Consider the following 22448-nt stretch of genomic DNA (forward strand, 5'->3'; position numbering starts at 1 on the left):
TTGTTGCATATGAATAAGTTGCGAATATTGGGTTGTGTTGAATTCTTTTCCAGGAAGGTCGCTTTCCTTGGTACTCGTTTGGTCTCACCTCACGCTCCGATCGACCTTTTACAGTATATTTTTTCACCGAATTTTTTTAAAAAACAACATTTTTAGAAACCTTTTTATATAACCATGTATGAATTGGCTGGATAATTTAGCAGTTGTCCATTTATACGTATGACATCGCAATATCTTCTAGTGCATCGATAAATAACGGATCATCATTAGCGGCTGGTATATAATGATAAGATTGTCCACCAGCATCTAAAAATAACTCTTTATTCTCTACTTCTAATTCTTCTAACGTTTCAAGACAATCTGCTGTAAAGGAAGGTGCCATAATCATGATGTTCCTATACCCTTCTTTCGCTAGCTGTATTAATGTGTCGCTTGTTGAAGGCTCAACCCAGGGCTCTTTACCGAATTTTGATTGAAAGCTTTCTATTATATGTAAATTTGGAAAATGCTGTTGTATCGCATCTGTTGTTTTTCTACATCTTGAAGGATAATCATCTCCTGTTTCTGCGTATCTAAGTGGAATCCCGTGATAAGACAAGACTAGACAATCAGGATTACCTTGTATATCAATGCTAGTTTGAATACGATTTGTTAAAAACTTCACAAAAAATGGATGATCTGGATAATCACGAACAAATATTAGTTCTGGTATATCTCTCGATTTACTTAAAGAACAAACAACACGATCCCAAACAGATGCAGTAGTAGTAGAAGAATACTGAGGGAATAATGGTAAAACGATTAATTTTTTGATTCCCATTTTATGAAGTCTTTCTACTTCAGATGCAATAGATGGATTGCCGTAAGTCATAGCTAAGCCAACATGAATATTTTTAGAATTAAATCTTTTTTGAAGTGCATCTTGTTGTTTTTGGCTATTCAATAAAAGAGGTGACCCTTGTTCCGTCCATATAGATTGATACAACTTCGCGGACTTTTTAGGTCTAACTCGTAATATAATTCCGTGAAGAATGGGTAACCATTGTATTCTAGGTAGGTCGATTACTCGTGGATCACTTAAAAATTCTTTTAAATAAGATTTTACAGATGCAGGCTCAGGTGTATCGGGTGTTCCCAAATTAACTAGTAAAATTGCTGTCTTTTCCATTTTGTGCTCCTTCATTAAATACGGTATTTAATAAACTTCTCAAATAGATGTGAGACTTAATCTTAAGTCTTCAAAATATAATTAAAGTTGTCAATATTGTACAATGATATTATAGCATCATGAATAGGGGGAAATCATATATGTCACAAATTATATTACAAATTGATTTTCCAGTAGAAGGACCTTTTGGTCAAGAAATGACTGAGGCTTATGCTGAACTATCTAAACATTTAGCTAAAGCACCAGGTTTAATCTGGAAAATATGGACTGAAAATTCCGACACAAAAGAAGCGGGAGGCATTTATTTATTTACAGATCAAGAAAGTGCCAAGGCATATTTGAAAGAGCACACAGCTCGTCTAGAATCGTTTGGTATTACAAATTTACGTGGCAAAATATTTGAAATTAATGAACCACTATCTAAAACAACAAAATTTCATATAGAACACTAAGCAAAAAGCAATCTATTCTTTGTTGAATGGATTGCTTTTTGCTTACATTTATTCTAAATGAATTGAGATTGGGGAGAAGCAAAATTATTAAAGTCTTTCTAAAGCATGATAATCAATGTATAAGGAGATAGTAATCTAAATATACTAAACGCTATGTAACATTGCTGTGATATTTATTTTTTATATTTAAGATACAAGGATCAAAGGGATGTAACATATTGAATATTTTAATTGCTGATGATGAAAAACATATGACTATTATTTTAAGCACATATTTTGAATGGGAATCCATCTGTAACATACGCTCATTTTACAGATGGATCACTCATGAAATTTATAAGGAAAAGGATTTTTATATGTTTGTTAAACTATTGTAACAAAAACTCGGTACTATAGGGTTGTAGCAGAAATTCTACAAGTTAAGGAAATTATAAAATAACCTTAAGAAAATCTTAAAAAATAGGAGATATGATTAATGAAGCGATATATGGTTAATTCATTATTGGTATAGCTATCTATCTAATGTAAGTAAAGAATAATATAAACTACCTCCCGGAGTGGAAGAATATACAATAGATTTTGATGTATTATAAAAATTTTAAGCAAATATATAATAAAAGAATCATATTCTCACAAAAAAGAAAATATGAATTGTAGTCTGATAGGGAGTGAGAACATGAAAAAGTATAAAATAATATGGCCAATTACTATCATATTAGTACTAATCGTTGCATGGAATATTTTTGAAAATGAGAATAAGATCAATATTTCAATAGAAACAATGAAGTACATTTCAACTACCGTAGATGAAAAAAGCAAAGGAAAAGCTCAAGTAAATTGGAAAAATGTCGCTTCAGTTATAGCAGCAGAACATGACTTAATGGATGTATCAACTGATAGCATCGAAAAGACTGTGAATCTTTTCATTGAAAAACAAGACGATAAATATATTGTTAAATCACTAGATGATGTGACAAATTCACTTCATTTTTCAAATAAACAGTTAAAAACAGTAGAGTTATATAAAACGTATTTTGATAAAAAAGGCGTTTTTACTAGTAGAATGTCAGAAGATAGTATTCACAAAAAGTTTATTGCCAGTATTGAGAATGCCGCCAAAACAAACTTTGAGAAAACAGGAATTCTACCTTCCATTACTATTGCTCAAGCTATACTCGAATCAGATTGGGGACGCTCTAAGCTTGCAGTCGAATATAAAAATCTTTTCGGGATAAAAGGACATAATTGGAATGGTGAAACAGCAAGTCTAAATACGAATGAATTTTATGATAAAGAAATCAAAGCAGAGTTTAGAGTATATGATTCTATAACAGATTCAATTAATGACCATGGTGTTTTTTTAATGGATAATCCAAGGTATAAAAAACATGGTTTATTTGAATCAAAAACGTATTTAGAGCAGGCTATGTCATTACATAATGCAAATTATAGTACTGCAGAGAATGAAAAAGGAGAAAAAATTTATAGCGAACTTTTAGTTCAATTAATCAAACAATACCAGTTGCAATTAATTGATAGTCAAGTTTATGAGAAATACAACTAGTGTAAAACATAAACGATTAATGAACTTCCTAATCAATTTTTTTGTAAATGCATAAACGACCATATATAATGTCATATAATACCTATAAATTGGAGGGGGAAATATGAACGTTGAAATATGGTCGGATTTTGCATGTCCGTTTTGTTACATGGGAAAGCGTCGTTTTGAATCTGCATTACAATCATTTAATCATAAGGATAAAGTAACGGTTTCATTTAAAAGCTATCAGCTTGATCCCTATTCACCAAAAGAAATCGATAAAGATATTTATACTGTTCTATCTGAAAAACAAGGCGTTTCTTATGAGCAAGCGAAAGGATTCACGAAACAAATTGCTGCTCAGGCAAAGGAATTAGGCTTAGATTATCATTTTGATACTATGATTCTTACAAATACTTTTGCTGCTCATCGATTAAGTCATTATGCAAATAAACATGGGAAAATGTATGAAATGATTGAAAGAATACTGCATGCTTATTTTACAGATTCCTTAAATATTAGTGATTATCATGTACTTGTTAAACTAGCAGCTGAAATAGGCTTAGATGAACAAGAGTCTTTGAAAATTCTTGAAGAAGGCACATATAGTGAAGAGGTTCAGAACAATCAAAATGAAGCAAGAAGTATTGGCGTCCAAGGTGTACCATTTTTTGTGTTTAATCAAAAATATGCCGTTTCAGGAGCTCAAACAAGTGAAGTGTTTTTACAAGTGCTAGAAAAGGTATGGGAAGAAGAAAGTGAGCAAAAACCAATTCAAGTATTAGGTACTAACAATAACAGTAATAATGATGGATGCTCAGAAGGTTCTTGTAAGTTTTAAACCATACTAATATTACATCTATTAGAAAAAGTGTGCAAAATCAGTTTATTTTTGTAAGTAACAACATACACATACTAAGGTAAACCCTATAAAGCTTTGGGGCATGTGAAAAGTGATATTTTATCACTGCTCACAGGCCCCTTTTCTTATGTAATAAGTTTCTTAGTATTATATATGCTTAATTTTATAGTTTACTTTTCTTTTTCATAATCATAGCTGAGTTGAAAATAAAATAACTGATAATTAATACTAAAATCGCACAAGTATATAGTAGTGTATCAAAGGGATCATAATGCTCTACGATGACAAGACGAATCATGGCAGTGATTCCAATATAAAGGAAATAACGAATAGGGAAATGGTATTCCTCTTGGAAATATTTAACGATCATCGCTATAAATTCAAAATAAAGAAAAAATGTAAGTATGCGTTCAAATAAGGCGTATTGCCCTTCGATAACTTCGCTAAAAAATGCATGTTGAATAAATAGAAAGAGCTCTTTGAAAAGTAATACGGATAAAGTAATGGCTAGTACTATTAAAGCTGTATTCAAAATGTATTGTAGCAATTTATCTATTTTACATTTTGTCTTGATATTACTAAATGATAGTTTCATTTATTTCTCCTTTTTTAGTTTTGATAGGATGCTTTTCTTAGTAGATAGAAACTTTCCGTGATACTTAAAGGAAAATGGCCTCAGTCAATCATTTACGTTGTTATGGATATGTTCGGTGAATAAAATCAGCGTCAAAAGGTCGATTGGAACATAAGGTGCGAGACTTCTCCAGGAGTACCGCCCGCCAAGAGGAAAGCGAGTATCCCGAAGCGTGGAATGCAACACAGCCTATATGATTATTCAGCAACAAATTATTCGAAAACAGCTATCTAAAATTATAATTATTTTCTTAATAAAATAATTATAACGATGTATCGCACGATAGACTAGTTAAGATTTTGTTAAAAAATGAAGAAATTTCGAACTATTATAACATTTATAATATATATAAAGAAAAGCCGTAGCAATGCGACTAAAATGTTTGTATGATTTTAAAAAAGGGTATTATTTTGTTGGAAAACTATTTTATGGAAAATAGTAATATTTGCCATTTGCGAAAAATAACAGCAGTGTTTGGAGGGATTTATATGGGTTTTACTGATTATTTAGTTATTGCTTTATGGATTTTTATTGCTTTTTTCTTTTTAATGCCTATTTTTATTTTTATTTATTTGTACATACGTGATCATAATCAAAAACAGCATTCTATATTAAGAAATTTTCCTGTTCTCGGTAAAATTAGATATTCTACTGAACAAATTGGTCCAGAGATTAGACAGTATTTAATTAATAATGATACGGATGGAAAGCCTTTTTCTAGAAAGGATTATCAAGATGTTGTAAAGGCGGGAAAGTACAAAGAACGACTTGTTGGATTTGGTTCTCTAAGAAATTTCAATGAGAGCGGTTTCTATATAAAAAATACCCTTTTTCCTAAATTAAAGGAAGAAATGGCTGTAGATCAATCACAAAAAATCAACACACGCATTTATAAAATTGATAATGAAGGTCTATTTTTACGTAAGGAGCATCAAGAAGAAAAAGTCATAGATCCTTATTATTTGAAGGATAATGATGCAATTGTAATAGGTGAGTATACATGCAAAACACCTTTCGTAACAAAGGGGTTGATTGGACAATCAGGTATGAGCTTTGGAGCACTTGGTGATCATGCGATTTCAGCTCTTTCTAAAGGTTTACATTTAGCTGGAGGAACGTGGATGAACACAGGTGAAGGAGGCATCTCGCCCTATCATTTACAAGGTAAAGCCGATATTATTATGCAAATAGGACCTGGATTTTTTGGGGTTCGAAAATTAAATGGAGAATTTTCATGGGAAGAATTTCAAAAGAAAAGTCAAATAGAACAAATAAAAGCTTTTGAAATTAAGTTAGCACAAGGTGCTAAAGCAAGAGGAGGCCATGTTGAGGCAGAAAAGGTTACGGAGGAAATTGCAGCCATTCGTTTAGTTGCAGTTGGAAAAACAATAGATAGTCCAAATCGTTTTCCAGAATTCAGCGACGTTCCATCATTATTTGAGTTTATAGAAAAATTAAGAACTGTTGGTGGTAAACCAATAGGGATAAAAATAGTAGTTGGTGATATGGAAGCATTGGAAAATATGATTAACTATATGAAAGTAAGCGGAACAGGTCCAGATTTTATTACAGTTGACGGAGGAGAAGGAGGTACGGGCGCAACTGTTCAAGAATTAGCAGATGCTGTTGGATTGCCTCTACATGCAGCTTTACCTATTTTAGATAGTATGCTTAAACAGTATGGCATTCGAGATCGGGTAAAAATCATTGCTTCTGGAAAATTAATTACACCTGATAGAATAGCTATTGCTTTAGCTATGGGAGCTGATTTAGTAAATATTGCAAGAGGATTTATGTTTAGTGTGGGATGTATTATGGCGGGGAAATGTCATACAAATGAATGCCCGGTTGGTGTTGCTACTACTGATCGTAAGCTGCAAAATGGTTTAGATATAGAAGAAAAGCATTACCGAGTATGTAATTATGTTGTTTCTCTTAGAGAAGGCTTATATAATTTAGCTGCTGCAGCGGGTATTAATAGCCCAACAAAGTTTGAGCAAAAGCATATAGCATATAAGGATGAATATGGCAGAGTCTTTTCATTGGAGGAAATTACACAATCTCATGATCGCGTTCTACAAAAAGTATAATTGAATACATCCATCTCAGTTTATATATTATGGTTTTTTTCTAGTAAAAAATTATTATAATTTAGAATTTTAACATAAATATTTGCCAACCAAATCATACGAGAGTAAAATGATACCATGAACTTTATCTAATCCTTTAAGACATTAAAGTGCAAGGATAAGGTCAAGTAATGCACAGTTTCATTTGCAACTGTTTTGTTAAGAGGGGGCGCTTTACAGTATGACTCATAAGCTATCAAAGAAAATGATATTCTTTTGGCTTACAATCATTCTATTTACGGTCAAAACATATATTTCATATCAAGTTGAATTTAACCTTGGCATTAAAAATGCACTACAATCGTTTTTATTAATGATGAATCCTATTAGTTCAGCTATTATCGTTTTTGGTTTAATATTATTGATAAGTCGCTCTAAGCGTACTGGAATATATATAATGATTGCTTATTTTGTATTAAGCTTATTCTTATATACAAATATTTTGTATTATCGTTTTTTCAATGATTTCTTTACATGGCCAACTATCTTTCAAACATCTAATCTTGGCAATATGGGTGGAAGTATTACAGGAAGTATGCATTGGCATGATATCTTTTATTGGGTTGACTTTATCTTTCTTATGGGAGTTCTTAAATGGAGCTTCAAATCTTGGTCAAATGAAAGAGTATCGCGTAAAAAATCAGGTTTTATATTCATTCTAGGTGTTATTGTTCTTATGATAAATATTGGTCTTGCAGAAGTTGATCGACCACAGTTACTTTCAAGAACATTTGATCGTACGTATATCGTTAAATACTTAGGTGTTTATAACTATAGTGTTTATGATGGTATTCAAGCAGTTAAATCGTCAGGCCAACGTGCACTTGCTAGTGCTCCTGATACAGATAAGGTGAAAGAATATACAGATGAACATTATGCTGAACCAAATAAAGAAATGTTTGGAAAAGCAAAAGGTATGAACATTATCAAAATTCATTTAGAATCCTTTCAATCATTTTTAATAAACTATAAATTAAATGGTCAAGAAGTTACACCATTTTTAAATAGTCTAGTAAATGGTAAGCAAGTAACGTATTTTGATAATTTCTTTCATCAGACTGGACAAGGAAAGACTTCTGATGCTGAATTGATGTTAGATACATCCTTATATGGATTACCGCAAGGATCTGCTTATTCCTTAAAAGGATTAAATACGTATCAATCAGCTCAAGCAATCTTAAATCAAAAAGGAAATTATACAAGTGCTGTTTTACACGGTGACTATAAAACGTTTTGGAATCGTGATGAAATATACAAAAGCTTTGGTGTAGATAAGTTTTTTGATGCTAGCTATTACGATATGTCTGAAGGTAATGCTATAAATTACGGACTTAAAGACAAACCGTTTTTTGAGGAATCCATTCCAATGTTGAAAAGTTTACCACAGCCTTTCTATGCGCATTTAATGACATTAACGAATCATTTTCCTTTCGTATTAGATGAGGAGGATATTGATTTTCCAAAAGCTGAAACAGGTGACGGTGTAGTCGATCGTTATTTTCAAACGGCTCATTATTTAGATGAAGCGTTACAACAATTTTTTACACAATTAAAACAAAATGGACTATACGATAATTCCATTGTTCTTATTTATGGGGATCATTATGGAATTTCTGAAAATCATAATGCTGCTATGGAAGAAATCATTGATAAAGAAATTACCCCATACGAAAATGCACAACTTCAAAGAGTTCCGTTGATGATTCATGTTCCTGGTGTAGTAGGTGGTATTAATCATACTTATGGTGGAGAGATTGACGTGTTACCTACACTGCTTCATCTTGTTGGTATTGATAGTAAATCTTATATCCAATTTGGTACAGATTTATTTTCCAAAAATCATGATGGCGTAGTGGCTTTTCGAAATGGAGACTTTATTTCAGAGAAATATACAAGTATAAATGGTTTGTACTATGATTCAGCTACCGGAATGACGATTGAATCAAATGATGAAATAAAAGCAGCAAAAGACAAGGTTCAAAAAGAGTTAGATTTATCTGACCAGGTAATGTATGGAGATTTATTACGATTCTATACGCCTGACGGTCTGAAAAAAATCGATAGAACAAAATATTTTTATCCAACAGGTAATGGTAAGACTGTTAAAGAAACAGAAAAATAAATACGTTCATTCAAAGCAAGCTGTGTCAAAAAGGCATTCACCTTTTTTGACACAGCTTTTTAATTATGGCTTTTTTTAAGCAAACTTCAATCTTTCTGCTATTATGTAGACACTTCATTTGTAAGAACCCCCTTATTTATAACTAAAAATGGTAATTATAAATTAAAGTAAAAGCATTCATACTAACAGAGTAGTTAACATTTGAAGGAGGCGTCATTTATGACCGTTATTAATAACGTAAAGACTACACTTGCTGAATTAAAAAGTGCTCAGGCTAGTTTTGAAACTTTTGCTTTAAGTACCGATAACCAACAAGCAAAACAACTTTATCAAAATGCGGCACAACAAACTCAAGCGATTGTTGATACGCTTAGTCCACGTGTTCAACAAATGGAAGAAGAAGAGCCTCAATATAGACAATAAAAAGTTTGAGGAAATAGGTTGGTTATTGCTACCAGCCTATTTCCTTTATTCCTTTTTGAAAATACTGATGTTTGGTTATTTAAACTGACTTTAATAAAAAAGATTATAGGTGTTAGGATGAATACACCTTTTTCGAAATACTATATTGAATGTACAACATATTGGAGTGTGAAGGAATTGTCCAATAGTAAGAAGAAAAATTTAACACCAGTACAGCAAGAGTATCAAATACTCCAAAAACAAATTGAAATTAAGAGACCTATTTTAAAAAACTGTTTACGAGCATTTTTAATGGGTGGGTTCATTTGTTTAATAGGACAAGGATTTGAATTGTTTTATATGTATTATTTTAATTTCACAGAACAGACTGCTGGAAATCCCACAGTAGGGTCAATGGTTTTCCTTTCTATGTTGCTAACAGGCTTTGGTGTGTATGATCGACTTGCTCAATTTGGTGGAGCTGGTACGGCTGTGCCGGTGACAGGATTTGGTAATGCTGTAATATCAGCAGCTATTGAGCATCGTAAAGAAGGTTTTGTATTAGGTGTTGGAGGCAACCTTTTTAAATTAGCTGGGTCTGTTGTCTTGTTTGGTGTATTTTCCGCTTTTATAGTGGCCTTATTAAAGTATTTGATAATGAAGTGAGGTGAAGTTTTCATGCAGAAGGGTTATAGAACGTGGGTTTTTGAAAATAAACCCGTTATTATCTCAACTGGTACTGTAGGAGGCCCGTTTGAAGGAGAAGGTTTATTAGCTGATGATTTTGATTTGCTTCATTCCGATTTGTGGTTACAGCAAGATTCATATGAAAAAGCACATCGAGTTTTATTAGAGGAAGCTTGTCAAAAAGCTATGGAAAAAGCAAGTCTTCAGAAGGAACAAATTGAATTTTTTCTTGGAGGAGATTTAATCAATCAAATCACACCAACAAGCTTTGCATGTAGAACTTTTGGATTTCCGTATTTCGGCTTATTTGGAGCTTGTTCAACCTCTATGGAAGGTCTCGCATTAGGTTCATATATCGTAAATACGAATGGAGCAAAATATATTTTAACGGGGGCTTCTAGTCATAATACGGCAGTTGAAAAGCAGTTTCGATATCCAAATGATTATGGAGCACAAAAACCTCCAACTGCACAATGGACTGTTACGGGAGCAGGAGTAGCTGTTTTAAGTAATGATGGTGAAGGACCAAAAGTAACATCTGCAACAATAGGAAAAGTGGTAGATATGGGAATGACGGATCCTTTAAATATGGGTGGAGCGATGGCACCAGCAGCAGTCGATACAATTGAAGCCCATTTACATGAAAGAAATGTTGACCCGAGTTATTATGATTTAATCGTCACGGGAGATCTCGGCCAAATTGGACATGAAATTGCTTTAGAATTATTCAAAAAACATGGTACACCAATATTTGATAATAGTTTTAAGGATTGTGGCATGATGATTTATCGTGATGATCAACCTGTATTAGCGGGCGCTAGTGGAGCAGGATGTTCTGCAACAGTTGTTTATGGCCATTTACTAAATCAAATGAGAAAAGGAGAACTTAATAAGATCTTAGTTGCCGCAACGGGTGCTTTATTATCTCCGTTATCATTTCAACAAAATGAAACAATTCCATGTATTGCGCATGCGGTATCAATTGAGATGTGAGAAACATCGAGAATATGTCTATAAGGAGTTGGTAACATGACCATAGCATCTGATGTGAAACAATGTTTAGCGAACCTAAATGGAATTATTGCTTCACTTTCTAGTTTAGCTATAAAAACGCAAGATGAACAAGCGGCAAGAGATTTACATGAAAGTATGTTAACTGTTACGGAAGTAGTAGAAGATATTAAAAATCGAGTAGGCGAATTGGAACGTGAAGAAATTCAATATAAAGGGTTTTAAACCGTAAGGAGGGTGATTATAGTGCCCGATTGGTTAGATGTCGTATTTAGGGCTATATTGTTTCTAGTAGTGTTGTTGATTATTACCAAGATATTAGGGAAGAAACAAATAACACAACTTTCCTTTTTTGAGTATGTAACAGGCATAACGATAGGAAATATTGGGGCAGAAGTCGTAACCGGACTTGACCAAAGCATCCCTTTAGGTATTTTAGCTATGGTCGTGACAGCGGCAATCCCATTTATAGCTGGACTAATATCATTAAAAAGTAAAAAGTTTAGAGATTTAGTAGATGGAAAAGGAACGGTTTTCATAAAAGACGGAAAGATTTTGGAAGATAATTTAAAGAAAGAAAAAATGACCATTGATGAGTTTTCTGAAATGCTAAGGAACAAAGACGTTTTTGATATAGGCGAAGTAGAATATGCCGCTTTAGAGGCAGCCGGAGATTTAAGTGTCATGTTGAAAAAAGAATACAGACCAATCACTGCAAAAGACTTACATATGAAGGTTGCTAATGAAAAAGAGCCACAAACCGTTATAATGGATGGGAAGATTTTGGATGAACCACTAGCAACTTTAGGGAGAAGTCGTCATTGGTTAAAAACTGAATTGGATAAGTTAGGTGTAACAATTGACAATGTTTTTTTGGGGCAAGTTAATTCTTATGGGGAGGTAACAGTCGATTTATTTGATGATAAAATAAAGGTTCCCTCGCCACAAGAAAGACCTTTATTATATGCAACCATGAAAAAATGTCAGGCTGATTTAGAATTGTTTGCTTTAAGTACGGATAATGAACAAGCTAAAAAGATGTATACGAGGAATAGTCAAAAACTCCAAAAAGCAATTGATCAAGTCGTTCATATATTAAAAGATTAGTGATTATTTATTATTTTAAGATAATTTAAAAATAATAAAGACTTTTGAAAAGAATAAAAAAAATGATATAATCAGCGGAATACTATTTTTATATAGTATTTTTATAAGTGCATTTTGTTAGTAAGTGTAAAAATATTAAACAAAATAGTATTTTTAGTAAAGTATTTGGAGGAACATCATGAATCGTACATATCCTTTTTATTTGAATGGAGAATGGGTGAATAGTGAATCAAATGAAACGATTACTATTTCTTCTCCTTATTCGAAAAAAGAAATAGGTAAATTGCAAGCAATAACTCAGTCAGAAGTAAATGAAGCAATCGTAGGAGCAAATCAAGCACAAAAAGAGTGGGCTAAATTAACAGTTCGTAATCGTGCGTCGTATTTATATAAATGGATTGATGAGCTATTAAAGGCTAAAGAAGAGATTGCTACTGCTATTATGCAAGAGGTTGGTAAACCATATAATGATGCAATTAAAGAAGTTGAACGTACTGCGGATTTTATTCAATATACAATTGAAGAAGCCGTTCATATGCAAGGTGAAAGTATTTTAGGAGAGAATTTTGTTGGTGGAAATCGAAATAAAATTGCAACGATTCATCGCGTACCGCTTGGTGTAGTACTTGCTATTGCACCGTTTAACTATCCAGTTAACTTATCAGCAGCAAAAATTGCACCAGCCTTAATGGCAGGAAATGCGGTCGTATTTAAACCTGCAACACAAGGCGCCATTAGCGGAATTAAAATGATCGAAGCTTTGCATAAAGCCGACTTACCAAAAGGTATTTTAAGCTTAGTAACAGGACGTGGTTCTGTAATCGGAGATTATCTTGTAGAACATCCGGGTATTCATATGATTTCATTTACTGGAGGTAGCGGTACAGGTAAACATATTGCCGAAAAAGCTAAAATGGTTCCTCTTGTTATGGAATTAGGAGGAAAAGACCCTGCCATTGTTCGCGAAGATGCAGATATCCCTTATGCAGTTAAACAAACGGTTTCTGGTGCTTTTTCATACTCAGGACAACGTTGTACGGCTATTAAGCGTGTTTTAATTCATAACGATGTAGCAGATGAATTTGTATCATTGTTAAAGCCAGAAGTCGAGGAATTAACCATTGGTTCACCAGAAGAAAATAAAACGATAGTTCCATTAATCGATGATAAATCAGCTGATTACGTACAAGGGCTCATCGATGATGCACTTGAAAAAGGTGCTACACTAATTACAGGTAATAAACGTGAAGGTAATTTACTTCATCCAACGCTTCTCGATCATGTAACTCCAGAAATGAGAATTGCTTGGGAAGAACCATTTGGTCCAGTATTACCAATTATTCGAGTATCTGAGGATGAAGAAGCAATACAATTAGCGAATGAATCTGAGTTTGGTTTACAAGCTAGTATCTTTACAAAAGATATTAATAAGGCATATATTATCGGTTCTCAGCTTGAGGTAGGTTCAGTTCAAATAAATGGTCGTACAGAACGTGGACCTGATCATTTTCCATTTATTGGCGTGAAGTCATCAGGAATGGGGACACAAGGAATAAGAAGAAGTATTGAATCCATGTCTCGTGAAAAGGTAACTATTTTAAATATTGTTGAATAATGAAAAATAGGAGGCATCTGAAAAGTAATAAAAATTACCTTTAAGATGCCTCAAATCTTCATTTTGTAAAAAAAGATGGTGTTTCTAAAGCTTAGCTTTTCAACACCATCTTTTTTCCTTTTTATATTTTCATTTCGATTTTTTTGAAGTAATCCATATCTTCTTTAATATTTTTCATCTTGTCATCTAAGAAGTGTATCGTTTCAGCAGCTGATTTTAATTCATTAGCTAAAATATCAGGTACTTCTTTATCAAATTTATAGTATATTTTATGTTCTAAGCTTGCCCAGAAATCCATGGCAATTGTCCGTATTTGAATTTCAACCTTCACTCTCTCAGTACGATCTGTTAGAAATATTGGCACTTCAACAATGAGATGTAAGCTTTTATAACCGTTTGGTTTAGGGTTCGCGATATAATCCTTTTCTTTTAAAATCGTTAGATCATCTTGATTTTTTAGCATTTCATAAATTCTATAGATGTCTGTAATAAATGAGCACGTAATTCTTATGCCAGCTATGTCATTTAAATGGGCTTCAGCATTTTCAATGGTGGGCTCTAGACCTTTTCTTTTCAACTTATTAAATATGCTTTTTGGTTGTTTTAGACGTGATTTTAAATGTTCGATTGGATTATGATCATGTAGTATTTGAAATTCTTCATTTAGTATAGTTAGCTTTGTATTTATTTCATCTAAAGCAAATTTGTATTTCATCATTGTAAATTTTAATTCATTTAATGTAGCATTATTTGGGATCTCCATTTTGTTTTAATCTCCTAGTTGTTGTATCAAATTGATAGTTACTGTAAAAGATAAAATGTTTTTGCTAATAAATTTGAAAACTTCTTGAAAACATTTGCCTTTCTTGTAAAAATCATAATCTTCACAGACCTAATACTCAATGGTAATTATTTCAGTAGTTAAAACAGGGTTATTTATATACATGTTTGTAAAATGTCTCTGCTTTTGCAGTTACTTTTTTAAGAGATCTTGTTATTTGTATTAATAAGAAAATAAGAAGTAATGAGATCCCCAAAATCATACATACCACACCTGTCCAATCAAAACTAGCTAAAAATAATCCTCCTGACCATCCAACGATACTAGAACCTAAATAATAGAAAAATAAGTATAGTGATGAAGCATAAGCTTTAGATTTAACAGATGAAATCGAACTAACCCATCCGCTTGCTAAACTATGTCCGGCAAAAAAACCACAAACAAAAAGAACAACTCCAATGAGAACAATAAATAAGTTTTGTGAGAGAGTTAATATAACACCTATAATAAGTAAAATGATTGCATAACTCATTAATTTTGCTCTAGAGTGTGAAGCGGTTAATTTACCAAAGAAAATAGAACTCCAAGTACCGATTAACTGTAAAATAAATAGGGCACCAATTACAGTTTGAGATAAACTAAAGGGTTCTTCTGATAATGGAAAACCAATATAGTTAAACAATGATGCGTAAGATCCTAAAAATAAAAAACCCATTCCAAATAGAAAAAGTAAGCCAGGATTTTTTAATGCATTTCTATTCCCAACGATCCAATTCGTAAAGGATACAGTGGATTTTGCAAAGTTTTTTGACTTTGGTAACAAGAGTATAAATAAAATGGCACAAATTAAACTAAAAAGACCTAAAACTAAAATGGCAGTATGCCAATAAAAGAAATCAGTAAATACACTTGTGATCATTCTTCCAGCAAAGCCTCCAATTGCTGAACCAGCGATATATACTCCCATCACACTACCTATGCTTCTAGGGGAAATTTCTTCACTTAAATAGGTCATTGCGATTGCTGGAAATCCAGCGAGAGCAACTCCTTCAGCAAATCGAAATAAAAGGAGAATGTGAAAAGAAGGACTGAAGGCTGATGCGATACTAAGTAAAGAAGTAGCTAGCAGAGACACCATCATAATTTGCTTACGACCCCAGGCATTTGAGAATACAGAAACAATAAGCATTGTAAATGCCATAGTTATTGTGGGAAGTGATATCGTAAAGCTAGAGGTAGACGGCGAAATATGGAATTCTTTCGATTACGTATGAATGAGTGGTTGTGGGCTATATAAAATGGCAAACGTTACTAAGCTTCCCAGCAGCATGCTTAACAAAGTTTGATAATACTCTCGACTTCCGACTTCAATATAACGCAAAAGTGACATCCCCTTATGATGAAAAGTCTAAAAACTCCAATTATTTATTATACTAATACAGTTTACTCCTCTATATAAATCACGTCCAATATATGGCTTTGTTCCAGAAAACAGAAATAATTCCTTACATACATTGATCTTGTTATTAAAATATTACATAATAAATCATTTTTCAGTGTTATTATTCATTTTTAGAAATAGACATTTTATGTGTGAATGATTTAAAAAATTTATTAATTAAAGGAGGCATATTTTTTTGGATGATTGAAAAAGAAAAGGTATGATAGTAAGGAGTAACTCTTTCTATTTCATTTTGATTATTAATAAGTATATTTTTGAAAGTTCATAATTGAGCATAATAAAAAAGTGAATTAAAAAAATGTTCAGTCTTCATTTTCACTTTATTCTAAAAGATTTTGATTTATAAATTAGTTCAGTGAATATAAAATGCATCTTGAAACGGAATTCAAATCAATCTATATTCACTAGTCACAATGTGGTGAAAACATCCTTCTTTTTAGAGTCAATTTTGTGTAAAATAGGAAGAGTTATTAGCTAAAAATAAGGGGAGCAGATTGTATACATATGAAACTTGTATCTTGGAATGTCAATGGACTAAGAGCTTGTGTAGGAAAAGGCTTTATGGATTATTTTAATAAAATGGATGTAGATATTTTCTGCATTCAAGAAACTAAATTACAAGAAGGCCAAATATCATTAGAACTTGATGGATATTATCAATTTTGGAATTATGCAGAGAAAAAAGGATATTCAGGTACGGCTGTATTTACAAAGTATAAACCATTATCTGTTTCATATGGTGTTGGTGATTATGAAGATGAACCTGAAGGTAGGATTATTACATTAGAATTTGAGACATTTTATTTAATTAATGTGTACACACCAAATTCAAAACGTGATTTATCACGTTTACATGATCGATTAAATTGGGAAGACCAATTAAGAGAATATATGGTAAAGTTGGATCGAGTCAAACCAGTCATATTATGTGGGGATTTAAATGTTGCTCATCAAGATATAGATCTAAAAAATGCTAAAACGAATCGTGGGAATTCTGGTTTCACTGATGAAGAAAGAGAAAAGATGACAAATTTGTTGGCCTCAGGTTTTATTGATAGTTTTCGTACGTTGTATCCTGAAAAAATCGAATGTTATTCTTGGTGGTCTTATATGAATAAGGTTCGTGAACGTAATATTGGTTGGAGAATTGACTACTTTATTCTGTCCGAAAGACTAAAGTCAACGATAGTTGCTGCAGAAATACATTCTGAAATTTTAGGAAGCGACCATTGTCCAGTTTATATTGAAATTACGCTATAGGATGGTGTTGAATAAATAATTAGGTAACACTTTTGAAAGATGAGACATATTGGAGGAAATAAAGAATGCTACAAGATAAATTACTTAAATACATCGAATTGAACATTTCTAAGCAAGAAGATAGCAATCCTACTTCTATTGAGCTATATAGTATTGAAAAAGATTACGTATTAAATCATCAATTAATGTGTGAAATTGGTCACGATGAAATGAAGTTAATAGAATTAGATGATAATACTCGTTTCTTAGAATCTTATATGGAACGATGTGATAAAGAATCAGAGAATTTTCTATCAGAAGAAGGTAAATCATTTTTACAAGAGCCAATTTCTTATTTTAAACAAAATAAGAAAGAGTTTTTATATACAGAATCCATTTGGTGGGAAATGGTAAACGTTGAGTCTGTTTCTTTGGAAGTGGATGATGTGTTTGGCACATATAACATCATGATTGGTTTAAAGCTCCCTAAAAAATGGGAAACGCAAATTAAAGAGTACTTATCTTCGAACCTTCACGGAGATGCACCTATGTTTGGTTTAATATTCAGTCAAAATGATGGATTATGGGATTTAAATATTACTTTAGACTATATGAAGGATTTTAAAGAAGATTTATCTATAGCTGGTGCTCTTACACTGATTTATAAATTTATGTTTAATCTAATCGAATTTTTAGAAACAAATAAATAATACTGAAACGGGGCCTCCAAAAAGTGATTTCGAATTACTTTTTGGAGGCCCCTACGCTTTATGTAATCGCCATTTTTTGATCCGTTTTGATAAAGTATTTATTTTCAAAGAAAGCTAATACTAAGTGCTTTGTCCTATGCAACGATTCATTTTACTCATTGGTCTGAGATCAGCAAGACAATGAAAATCATATAAAAAGTTAGAGGATGCCCATCACATGTTACTTTTGGGACAGGCTCTTTTTTGGGGTAAATGACTGATTTCAGTACGTTCGGTGAGTAATATCGGTGAGAAAAAGATTGAGTGATTGGATCGTAAGCTGTTAGCACCTTGGTGCAGAATTCAACCTATCCTTGAAAATGGCATGGTTACTTGTATTCGACAGAAATAATAGAGCTTGTCGAGAAATTTTAATAAGATTCGTTTCATAAATATTCATTCATTATAGTAGAGATGAGTTATTACTAGCTAATGATATATGCCTAAAAGGAATTTGTTATTCGTTTGTATTCTACAAAATTTTTAGACTATCTATGTTAAATTTGTAAAAAACAAATAAAGGTACAAGTTTACATGTGCAGTTAGTAAGTTGTATTTCCTACTAGTAAATATCCAAATGAATGTTTTACAGTTTGGTAAAATTCATTTATAGATGATTTGACAACATGTATAATGTTTTCTATTTTGTCAATTTGTACAATGAAAGTATGATGAAGAGATTTCTGTTTCTTTAGAATAAACTTGTTTATTAAAGGCTTGTTTGAAACGGATTTCTTGACAATTATTGAGATTTTTTGAGGGGGGAACTTCATGTCAGATCACGTAAAGATTGGTTTAATTCAAGCTTCTCATGATGTTAACGGAGAGGAGGCAGTAAATGTTCATAAGGAAAAGGCCATAGAAAAACATCTTACTATGGTTAGAGAAGCGGCTGAAAAAGGGGCTCAAATCATTTGTTTACAAGAAATATTCTATGGACCCTATTTTTGTTCAGAACAAACAACCAAATGGTATGATGCAGCCGAGGAAATACCAAATGGTCCGACAACCGTTCTGTTTCAACAACTTGCTAAAGAATTAGGTGTTGTTATCATTCTACCTATCTATGAGAGAGAAGGAATTGCCACCTATTATAATACGGCAGCGGTAATCGATGCAGATGGCTCTTATTTAGGAAAATATCGTAAACAGCATATTCCACATGTAGCTGTTGGTGAAGAAGGGTATGGATTTTGGGAGAAATATTATTTTAAGCCAGGAAATTTAGGCTATCAAGTGTTTGATACAGCCTTTGCAAAAATCGGGGTGTATATATGCTATGATCGCCACTTTCCAGAAGGTGCAAGGCTATTAGGTCTAAACGGTGCAGAAATTGTTTTTAATCCATCCGCAACTACAGCAGGAACTTCTGAATATTTATGGAAGCTTGAACAGCCTGCGCATGCAGTAGCTAATGGATATTATGTAGCAGCTATTAACCGTGTAGGTTTTGAAGCCCCATGGAATATGGGTGAATTCTATGGTCAGTCTTATTTAGTTGATCCAAGAGGTAAAATAGTATCCATTGGTAGTCGAGATAAAGATGAAGTAATCATCGGAGTAATGGATAAGGAACTGATTCGAGAAGTGCGCGATGTATGGCAATTTTATCGTGATAGACGTCCTGAAACCTATAATGAAATGACAGAATTACTTCCATAATGCTAGTACTTTCATTCTTTATTATATGATGAGTTATTTTGGCTAATAGTGACCAAGGGAGGGTTCTCATTGACGAAAAAGAATCAAGCAAGAATTTCTTTGACTAATCTTGAAAGCAATTTTCAAGAAGTGGATGTTGGTTTAACTGACCAAGAAGCTTATGAAGAATCATTTAGATGTTTGTATTGCTATGATGCGCCATGTATACGGGCTTGTCCAACAGGTATTGATATACCGACATTTATTAAGAAAATTTCCTCAGGAAATCTACTAGGATCTACAAAAACAATTATGTCCTCCAATCCAATAGGTGCAAGCTGTGCACGAGTTTGTCCAACTGAAGAACTCTGTGAAGGTGCTTGCGTGTTAAATGACTCCACAAAACCGATATTAATAGGAAAATTACAAAGATATGCTACTGATTGGGCTATTACCAATGAACAGCAATTGTTTCAACGAGCTTCTAACAATGGAAAGAATATTGCGGTCATAGGTGGTGGCCCTGCGGGATTATCTGCAGCTCGTGAATTAGCTAGATTAGGTTATAGTGTAACGATTTATGAATCAAAAGAACAAGCTGGTGGATTAAATACATTTGGTATTGTTTCCTTCCGTTTGCCACAAAACATTTCATTTTGGGAAGTTGAACAAGTCAAAAGCCTTAATGTAAAAATAGTAACGAATACAACAGTAGGAGAAGATATCTCTGTTGAATTCTTAGATCAAAATTATGATTTTATTGTTTTGGCTGTTGGAATGTCTGCGGTTCCTCAATTGCAGATTGAAGGAGAGGACCTAGAAGGAATTCATGATGCTATTGAATTTGTTAAATCAACAAAAAGTGGCCAAATCCCAAAAGATTTTGTAGGGAAAAAAGTCGTGGTAATTGGAGCAGGAAATACGGCAATCGATGCTGCAACCTGTTCAGTCCGTCTAGGTGCTGAAAATGTAAAAATCTTGTATCGAAGAACAATAGAAGAAATGACGGCCTATGACTTTGAATATGAGTTTGCCAAGCAAGATGGTGTTGAATTCCGTTGGTTAACAGCTCCAAAGAGAATTATTGGAGTTGAAGTAGGAAAAGTTGTTGGAATTGAATGTTTACGAATGACATTGGGCGAAGAAGACAAGGATGGTCGAAGAAAGCCTGAAATAGTTGAAGGTTCCGAACATATTTTACCTGTTGATATAGTCATTAAAGCAATAGGCCAGTCGAGATACGTTGATTTAATAGAGCAGTTAGGCCTAACGCATAAAAATGGTGTTGTTCATTACAATCCTGAAACAATGCAAACATCTAATTCAAAAATATTTGCTTGTGGTGATGTCATTTTTGGTAAAGGAAATGGCGATGCGATGGTCGTTACTGCCGCCCAGCAAGGTAAGGAAGTGGCTTATGCCATTGATAAGCTTTCTACTATGAAAGTGTTATCTTAGATATATGTATAAAGAGCATTAGTTATAGGATTACTGGTAAAGTACGATAAAGTCTTATATTTTCTAAGAAAGAGAGATGATGATATGGCTGATTTAAGTATTAATCTGGCAGGTATTAAATCTCCTAATCCGTTTTGGTTAGCTTCTGCACCTCCTACGAATTCTGGCTATCAAGTACAGAGGGCTTTTGAAGCAGGTTGGGGAGGAGCCGTATGGAAAACTCTAGGTGACCCAATATTAAATGTAACCTCGCGTTTTGCAGCCGTAAGTTTTAGCGGAAAGAAGGTAGCTGGCTTTAACAATATTGAATTAATAACAGATCGTCCATTAGATATTAATCTTAAAGAGATATATGAGACGAAAAAAAAATATCCAAATCATGCTATTATAGCATCCTTGATGGTTGAGCCTAAGCAAGAGAAATGGCATGAAATTGTGAAGAGAGTTGAGGATGTAGGTGTTGACGGCTTAGAATTAAACTTTGGTTGCCCACATGGAATGGCAGAAAGAGGAATGGGGTCAGCTTCAGGGCAAGTCCCTTCACTAGTGGAACAGCAAACATATTGGGTAAAAGAAGCAGCAAAGACACCAGTTATTGTGAAATTAACACCAAATATAACAGACATCACTGCAACAGCTGAAGGAGCTGTAAAAGGTGGTGCGGATGCTATTAGTATGATAAATACCATTAATAGTTTAGCGGGAGTAGATCTTGATACATGGAATACAATTCCTCATGTTGCTGGTAAAGGAGCACACGGTGGCTATTGCGGTCCTGCAGTTAAGCCAATTGCTCTTAATATGGTAGCAGACTGTGCGAGAAGTCCATTTATTAACGTTCCCATTTCTGGTATTGGTGGGATTTCCAATTGGCAAGATGCTGTGGAATATTTACTAATGGGCGCTACAGGTGTTCAAGTATGTACAGCTGCCATGCACCACGGTTTTCGAATTGTTGAAGATATGATAGAGGGATTAAATTATTATTTAGATGATAAAGGTTTAAGCTCAGTTACTGAATTAATTGGTAAATCTGTACCAAAATATTCTGATTGGGGTAACTTAAATTTAAATTATAATATTGTAGCAAAAATTGATAATGATATTTGCATTAATTGCAATAAATGTCATATTGCTTGTGAAGACGCGTCACATCAATGTATTGATATGCTTGTTGATGCAAACGGAAGAAATGTTTTGAAAGTTAGAGAGGAAGATTGTGTAGGTTGCAATCTTTGTTCAATTGTTTGTCCTGTTGATGGTGCTATTGAAATGATAGAAATAGTAAATGATCTACCTCCTATGACCTGGAATGAACGACAAAAGGCGTTATTACAAGTAACAGAATGTCAAACAGACGTTGCAAAATAACAAAGGAGTGACGAA

The 22448-nt window shown here is 33.1% G+C and carries 20 protein-coding genes; 16 read left to right on the plus strand and 4 right to left on the minus strand.

Annotated features, from left to right (window positions below; all coding sequences use genetic code 11):
• Positions 1–211: 211 nt before the first annotated feature.
• On the minus strand, positions 212–1168 hold the full coding sequence (gene hemH, locus BN349_RS07070) for a ferrochelatase (RefSeq protein WP_019241585.1): 957 nt from the start codon (positions 1166–1168) through the stop codon (positions 212–214).
• A gap of 140 nt (positions 1169–1308) precedes the next feature.
• On the opposite strand from hemH, the gene BN349_RS07075 reads away from it, so the two are divergent.
• From BN349_RS07075 to BN349_RS07085, 3 genes are all read left to right on the plus strand, one after another.
• The gene (locus BN349_RS07075; protein ID WP_019241586.1) at positions 1309–1620 is read left to right on the plus strand and encodes a monooxygenase; all 312 of its coding nucleotides are present in this window, start codon (positions 1309–1311) and stop codon (positions 1618–1620) included.
• Between the two features lie 676 nt (positions 1621–2296).
• Complete coding sequence (locus BN349_RS07080) at positions 2297–3184, plus strand: glycoside hydrolase family 73 protein (RefSeq protein ID WP_019241587.1); 888 nt, start codon at positions 2297–2299, stop codon at positions 3182–3184.
• 103 nt (positions 3185–3287) lie between these two features.
• Positions 3288–4004, plus strand: a complete 717-nt coding sequence (locus BN349_RS07085; RefSeq protein ID WP_019241588.1) for a DsbA family oxidoreductase — start codon at positions 3288–3290, stop codon at positions 4002–4004.
• 184 nt (positions 4005–4188) lie between these two features.
• On the opposite strand, the gene psiE is transcribed toward BN349_RS07085, so the two are convergent.
• A complete protein-coding gene (psiE, locus tag BN349_RS07090; protein ID WP_019241589.1) occupies positions 4189–4620 on the minus strand; it encodes a phosphate-starvation-inducible protein PsiE in 432 nt (143 codons plus the stop codon).
• Positions 4621–5147: 527 nt separating this feature from the next.
• Between psiE and BN349_RS07095 the strand changes: the two genes are divergently transcribed.
• The 8 genes from BN349_RS07095 to BN349_RS07130 all read left to right on the plus strand — a co-directional run bounded on the left by BN349_RS07095 (position 5148) and on the right by BN349_RS07130 (position 13732).
• Positions 5148–6749, plus strand: coding sequence for an FMN-binding glutamate synthase family protein (locus tag BN349_RS07095; RefSeq protein ID WP_019241590.1), 1602 nt, complete (start codon positions 5148–5150; stop codon positions 6747–6749).
• Between the two features lie 220 nt (positions 6750–6969).
• On the plus strand, positions 6970–8910 hold the full coding sequence (locus BN349_RS07100) for an LTA synthase family protein (RefSeq protein ID WP_019241591.1): 1941 nt from the start codon (positions 6970–6972) through the stop codon (positions 8908–8910).
• Positions 8911–9129: 219 nt separating this feature from the next.
• A complete protein-coding gene (locus tag BN349_RS07105) occupies positions 9130–9333 on the plus strand; it encodes a DUF1657 domain-containing protein (RefSeq protein ID WP_019241592.1) in 204 nt (67 codons plus the stop codon).
• 177 nt (positions 9334–9510) lie between these two features.
• Complete coding sequence (gene spoVAC, locus BN349_RS07110; RefSeq protein WP_026089216.1) at positions 9511–9978, plus strand: stage V sporulation protein AC; 468 nt, start codon at positions 9511–9513, stop codon at positions 9976–9978.
• Positions 9979–9990: 12 nt separating this feature from the next.
• Positions 9991–10992, plus strand: coding sequence for a stage V sporulation protein AD (spoVAD, locus tag BN349_RS07115; protein WP_019241594.1), 1002 nt, complete (start codon positions 9991–9993; stop codon positions 10990–10992).
• Positions 10993–11028: 36 nt separating this feature from the next.
• On the plus strand, positions 11029–11235 hold the full coding sequence (locus BN349_RS07120) for a DUF1657 domain-containing protein (protein ID WP_019241595.1): 207 nt from the start codon (positions 11029–11031) through the stop codon (positions 11233–11235).
• A 21-nt stretch (positions 11236–11256) separates the two neighbouring features.
• A complete protein-coding gene (locus BN349_RS07125) occupies positions 11257–12117 on the plus strand; it encodes a DUF421 domain-containing protein (protein WP_019241596.1) in 861 nt (286 codons plus the stop codon).
• 178 nt (positions 12118–12295) lie between these two features.
• Positions 12296–13732 (plus strand): NADP-dependent glyceraldehyde-3-phosphate dehydrogenase, encoded by a 1437-nt coding sequence (locus BN349_RS07130; RefSeq protein ID WP_019241597.1) that lies wholly within the window; start codon positions 12296–12298, stop codon positions 13730–13732.
• Between the two features lie 121 nt (positions 13733–13853).
• Here the strand turns inward: BN349_RS07130 and BN349_RS07135 are convergent, their stop codons facing one another.
• Together BN349_RS07135 and BN349_RS23560 are read right to left on the minus strand one after the other, a co-directional pair.
• Positions 13854–14495: a GTP pyrophosphokinase gene (locus tag BN349_RS07135; protein ID WP_019241598.1), complete on the minus strand. Its 642-nt coding sequence runs from the start codon at positions 14493–14495 to the stop codon at positions 13854–13856.
• Positions 14496–14664: 169 nt separating this feature from the next.
• Positions 14665–15762 carry an MFS transporter gene (locus BN349_RS23560; protein ID WP_081591195.1) on the minus strand — a complete coding sequence of 366 codons (1098 nt, stop codon included), beginning with the start codon at positions 15760–15762 and terminating at the stop codon, positions 14665–14667.
• 717 nt (positions 15763–16479) lie between these two features.
• Here BN349_RS23560 and BN349_RS07145 point away from each other — a divergent pair.
• The 5 genes from BN349_RS07145 (at position 16480) to preA (ending at position 22433) form a co-directional block, all read left to right on the plus strand.
• Positions 16480–17235 (plus strand): exodeoxyribonuclease III, encoded by a 756-nt coding sequence (locus BN349_RS07145; RefSeq protein ID WP_019241600.1) that lies wholly within the window; start codon positions 16480–16482, stop codon positions 17233–17235.
• 65 nt (positions 17236–17300) lie between these two features.
• Positions 17301–17924, plus strand: coding sequence for a hypothetical protein (locus BN349_RS07150; protein WP_019241601.1), 624 nt, complete (start codon positions 17301–17303; stop codon positions 17922–17924).
• 810 nt (positions 17925–18734) lie between these two features.
• Complete coding sequence (locus BN349_RS07155; RefSeq protein ID WP_019241602.1) at positions 18735–19625, plus strand: nitrilase-related carbon-nitrogen hydrolase; 891 nt, start codon at positions 18735–18737, stop codon at positions 19623–19625.
• Between the two features lie 69 nt (positions 19626–19694).
• On the plus strand, positions 19695–21062 hold the full coding sequence (locus BN349_RS07160; RefSeq protein ID WP_019241603.1) for an NAD(P)-dependent oxidoreductase: 1368 nt from the start codon (positions 19695–19697) through the stop codon (positions 21060–21062).
• A gap of 84 nt (positions 21063–21146) precedes the next feature.
• Positions 21147–22433: an NAD-dependent dihydropyrimidine dehydrogenase subunit PreA gene (gene preA / locus BN349_RS07165; protein WP_019241604.1), complete on the plus strand. Its 1287-nt coding sequence runs from the start codon at positions 21147–21149 to the stop codon at positions 22431–22433.
• Positions 22434–22448 lie beyond the last annotated feature (15 nt).

The sequence above is a fragment of the Bacillus sp. AP8 genome, assembly GCF_000321185.1.
Taxonomy (GTDB): domain Bacteria; phylum Bacillota; class Bacilli; order Bacillales; family DSM-1321; genus Bacillus_AD; species Bacillus_AD massilioanorexius.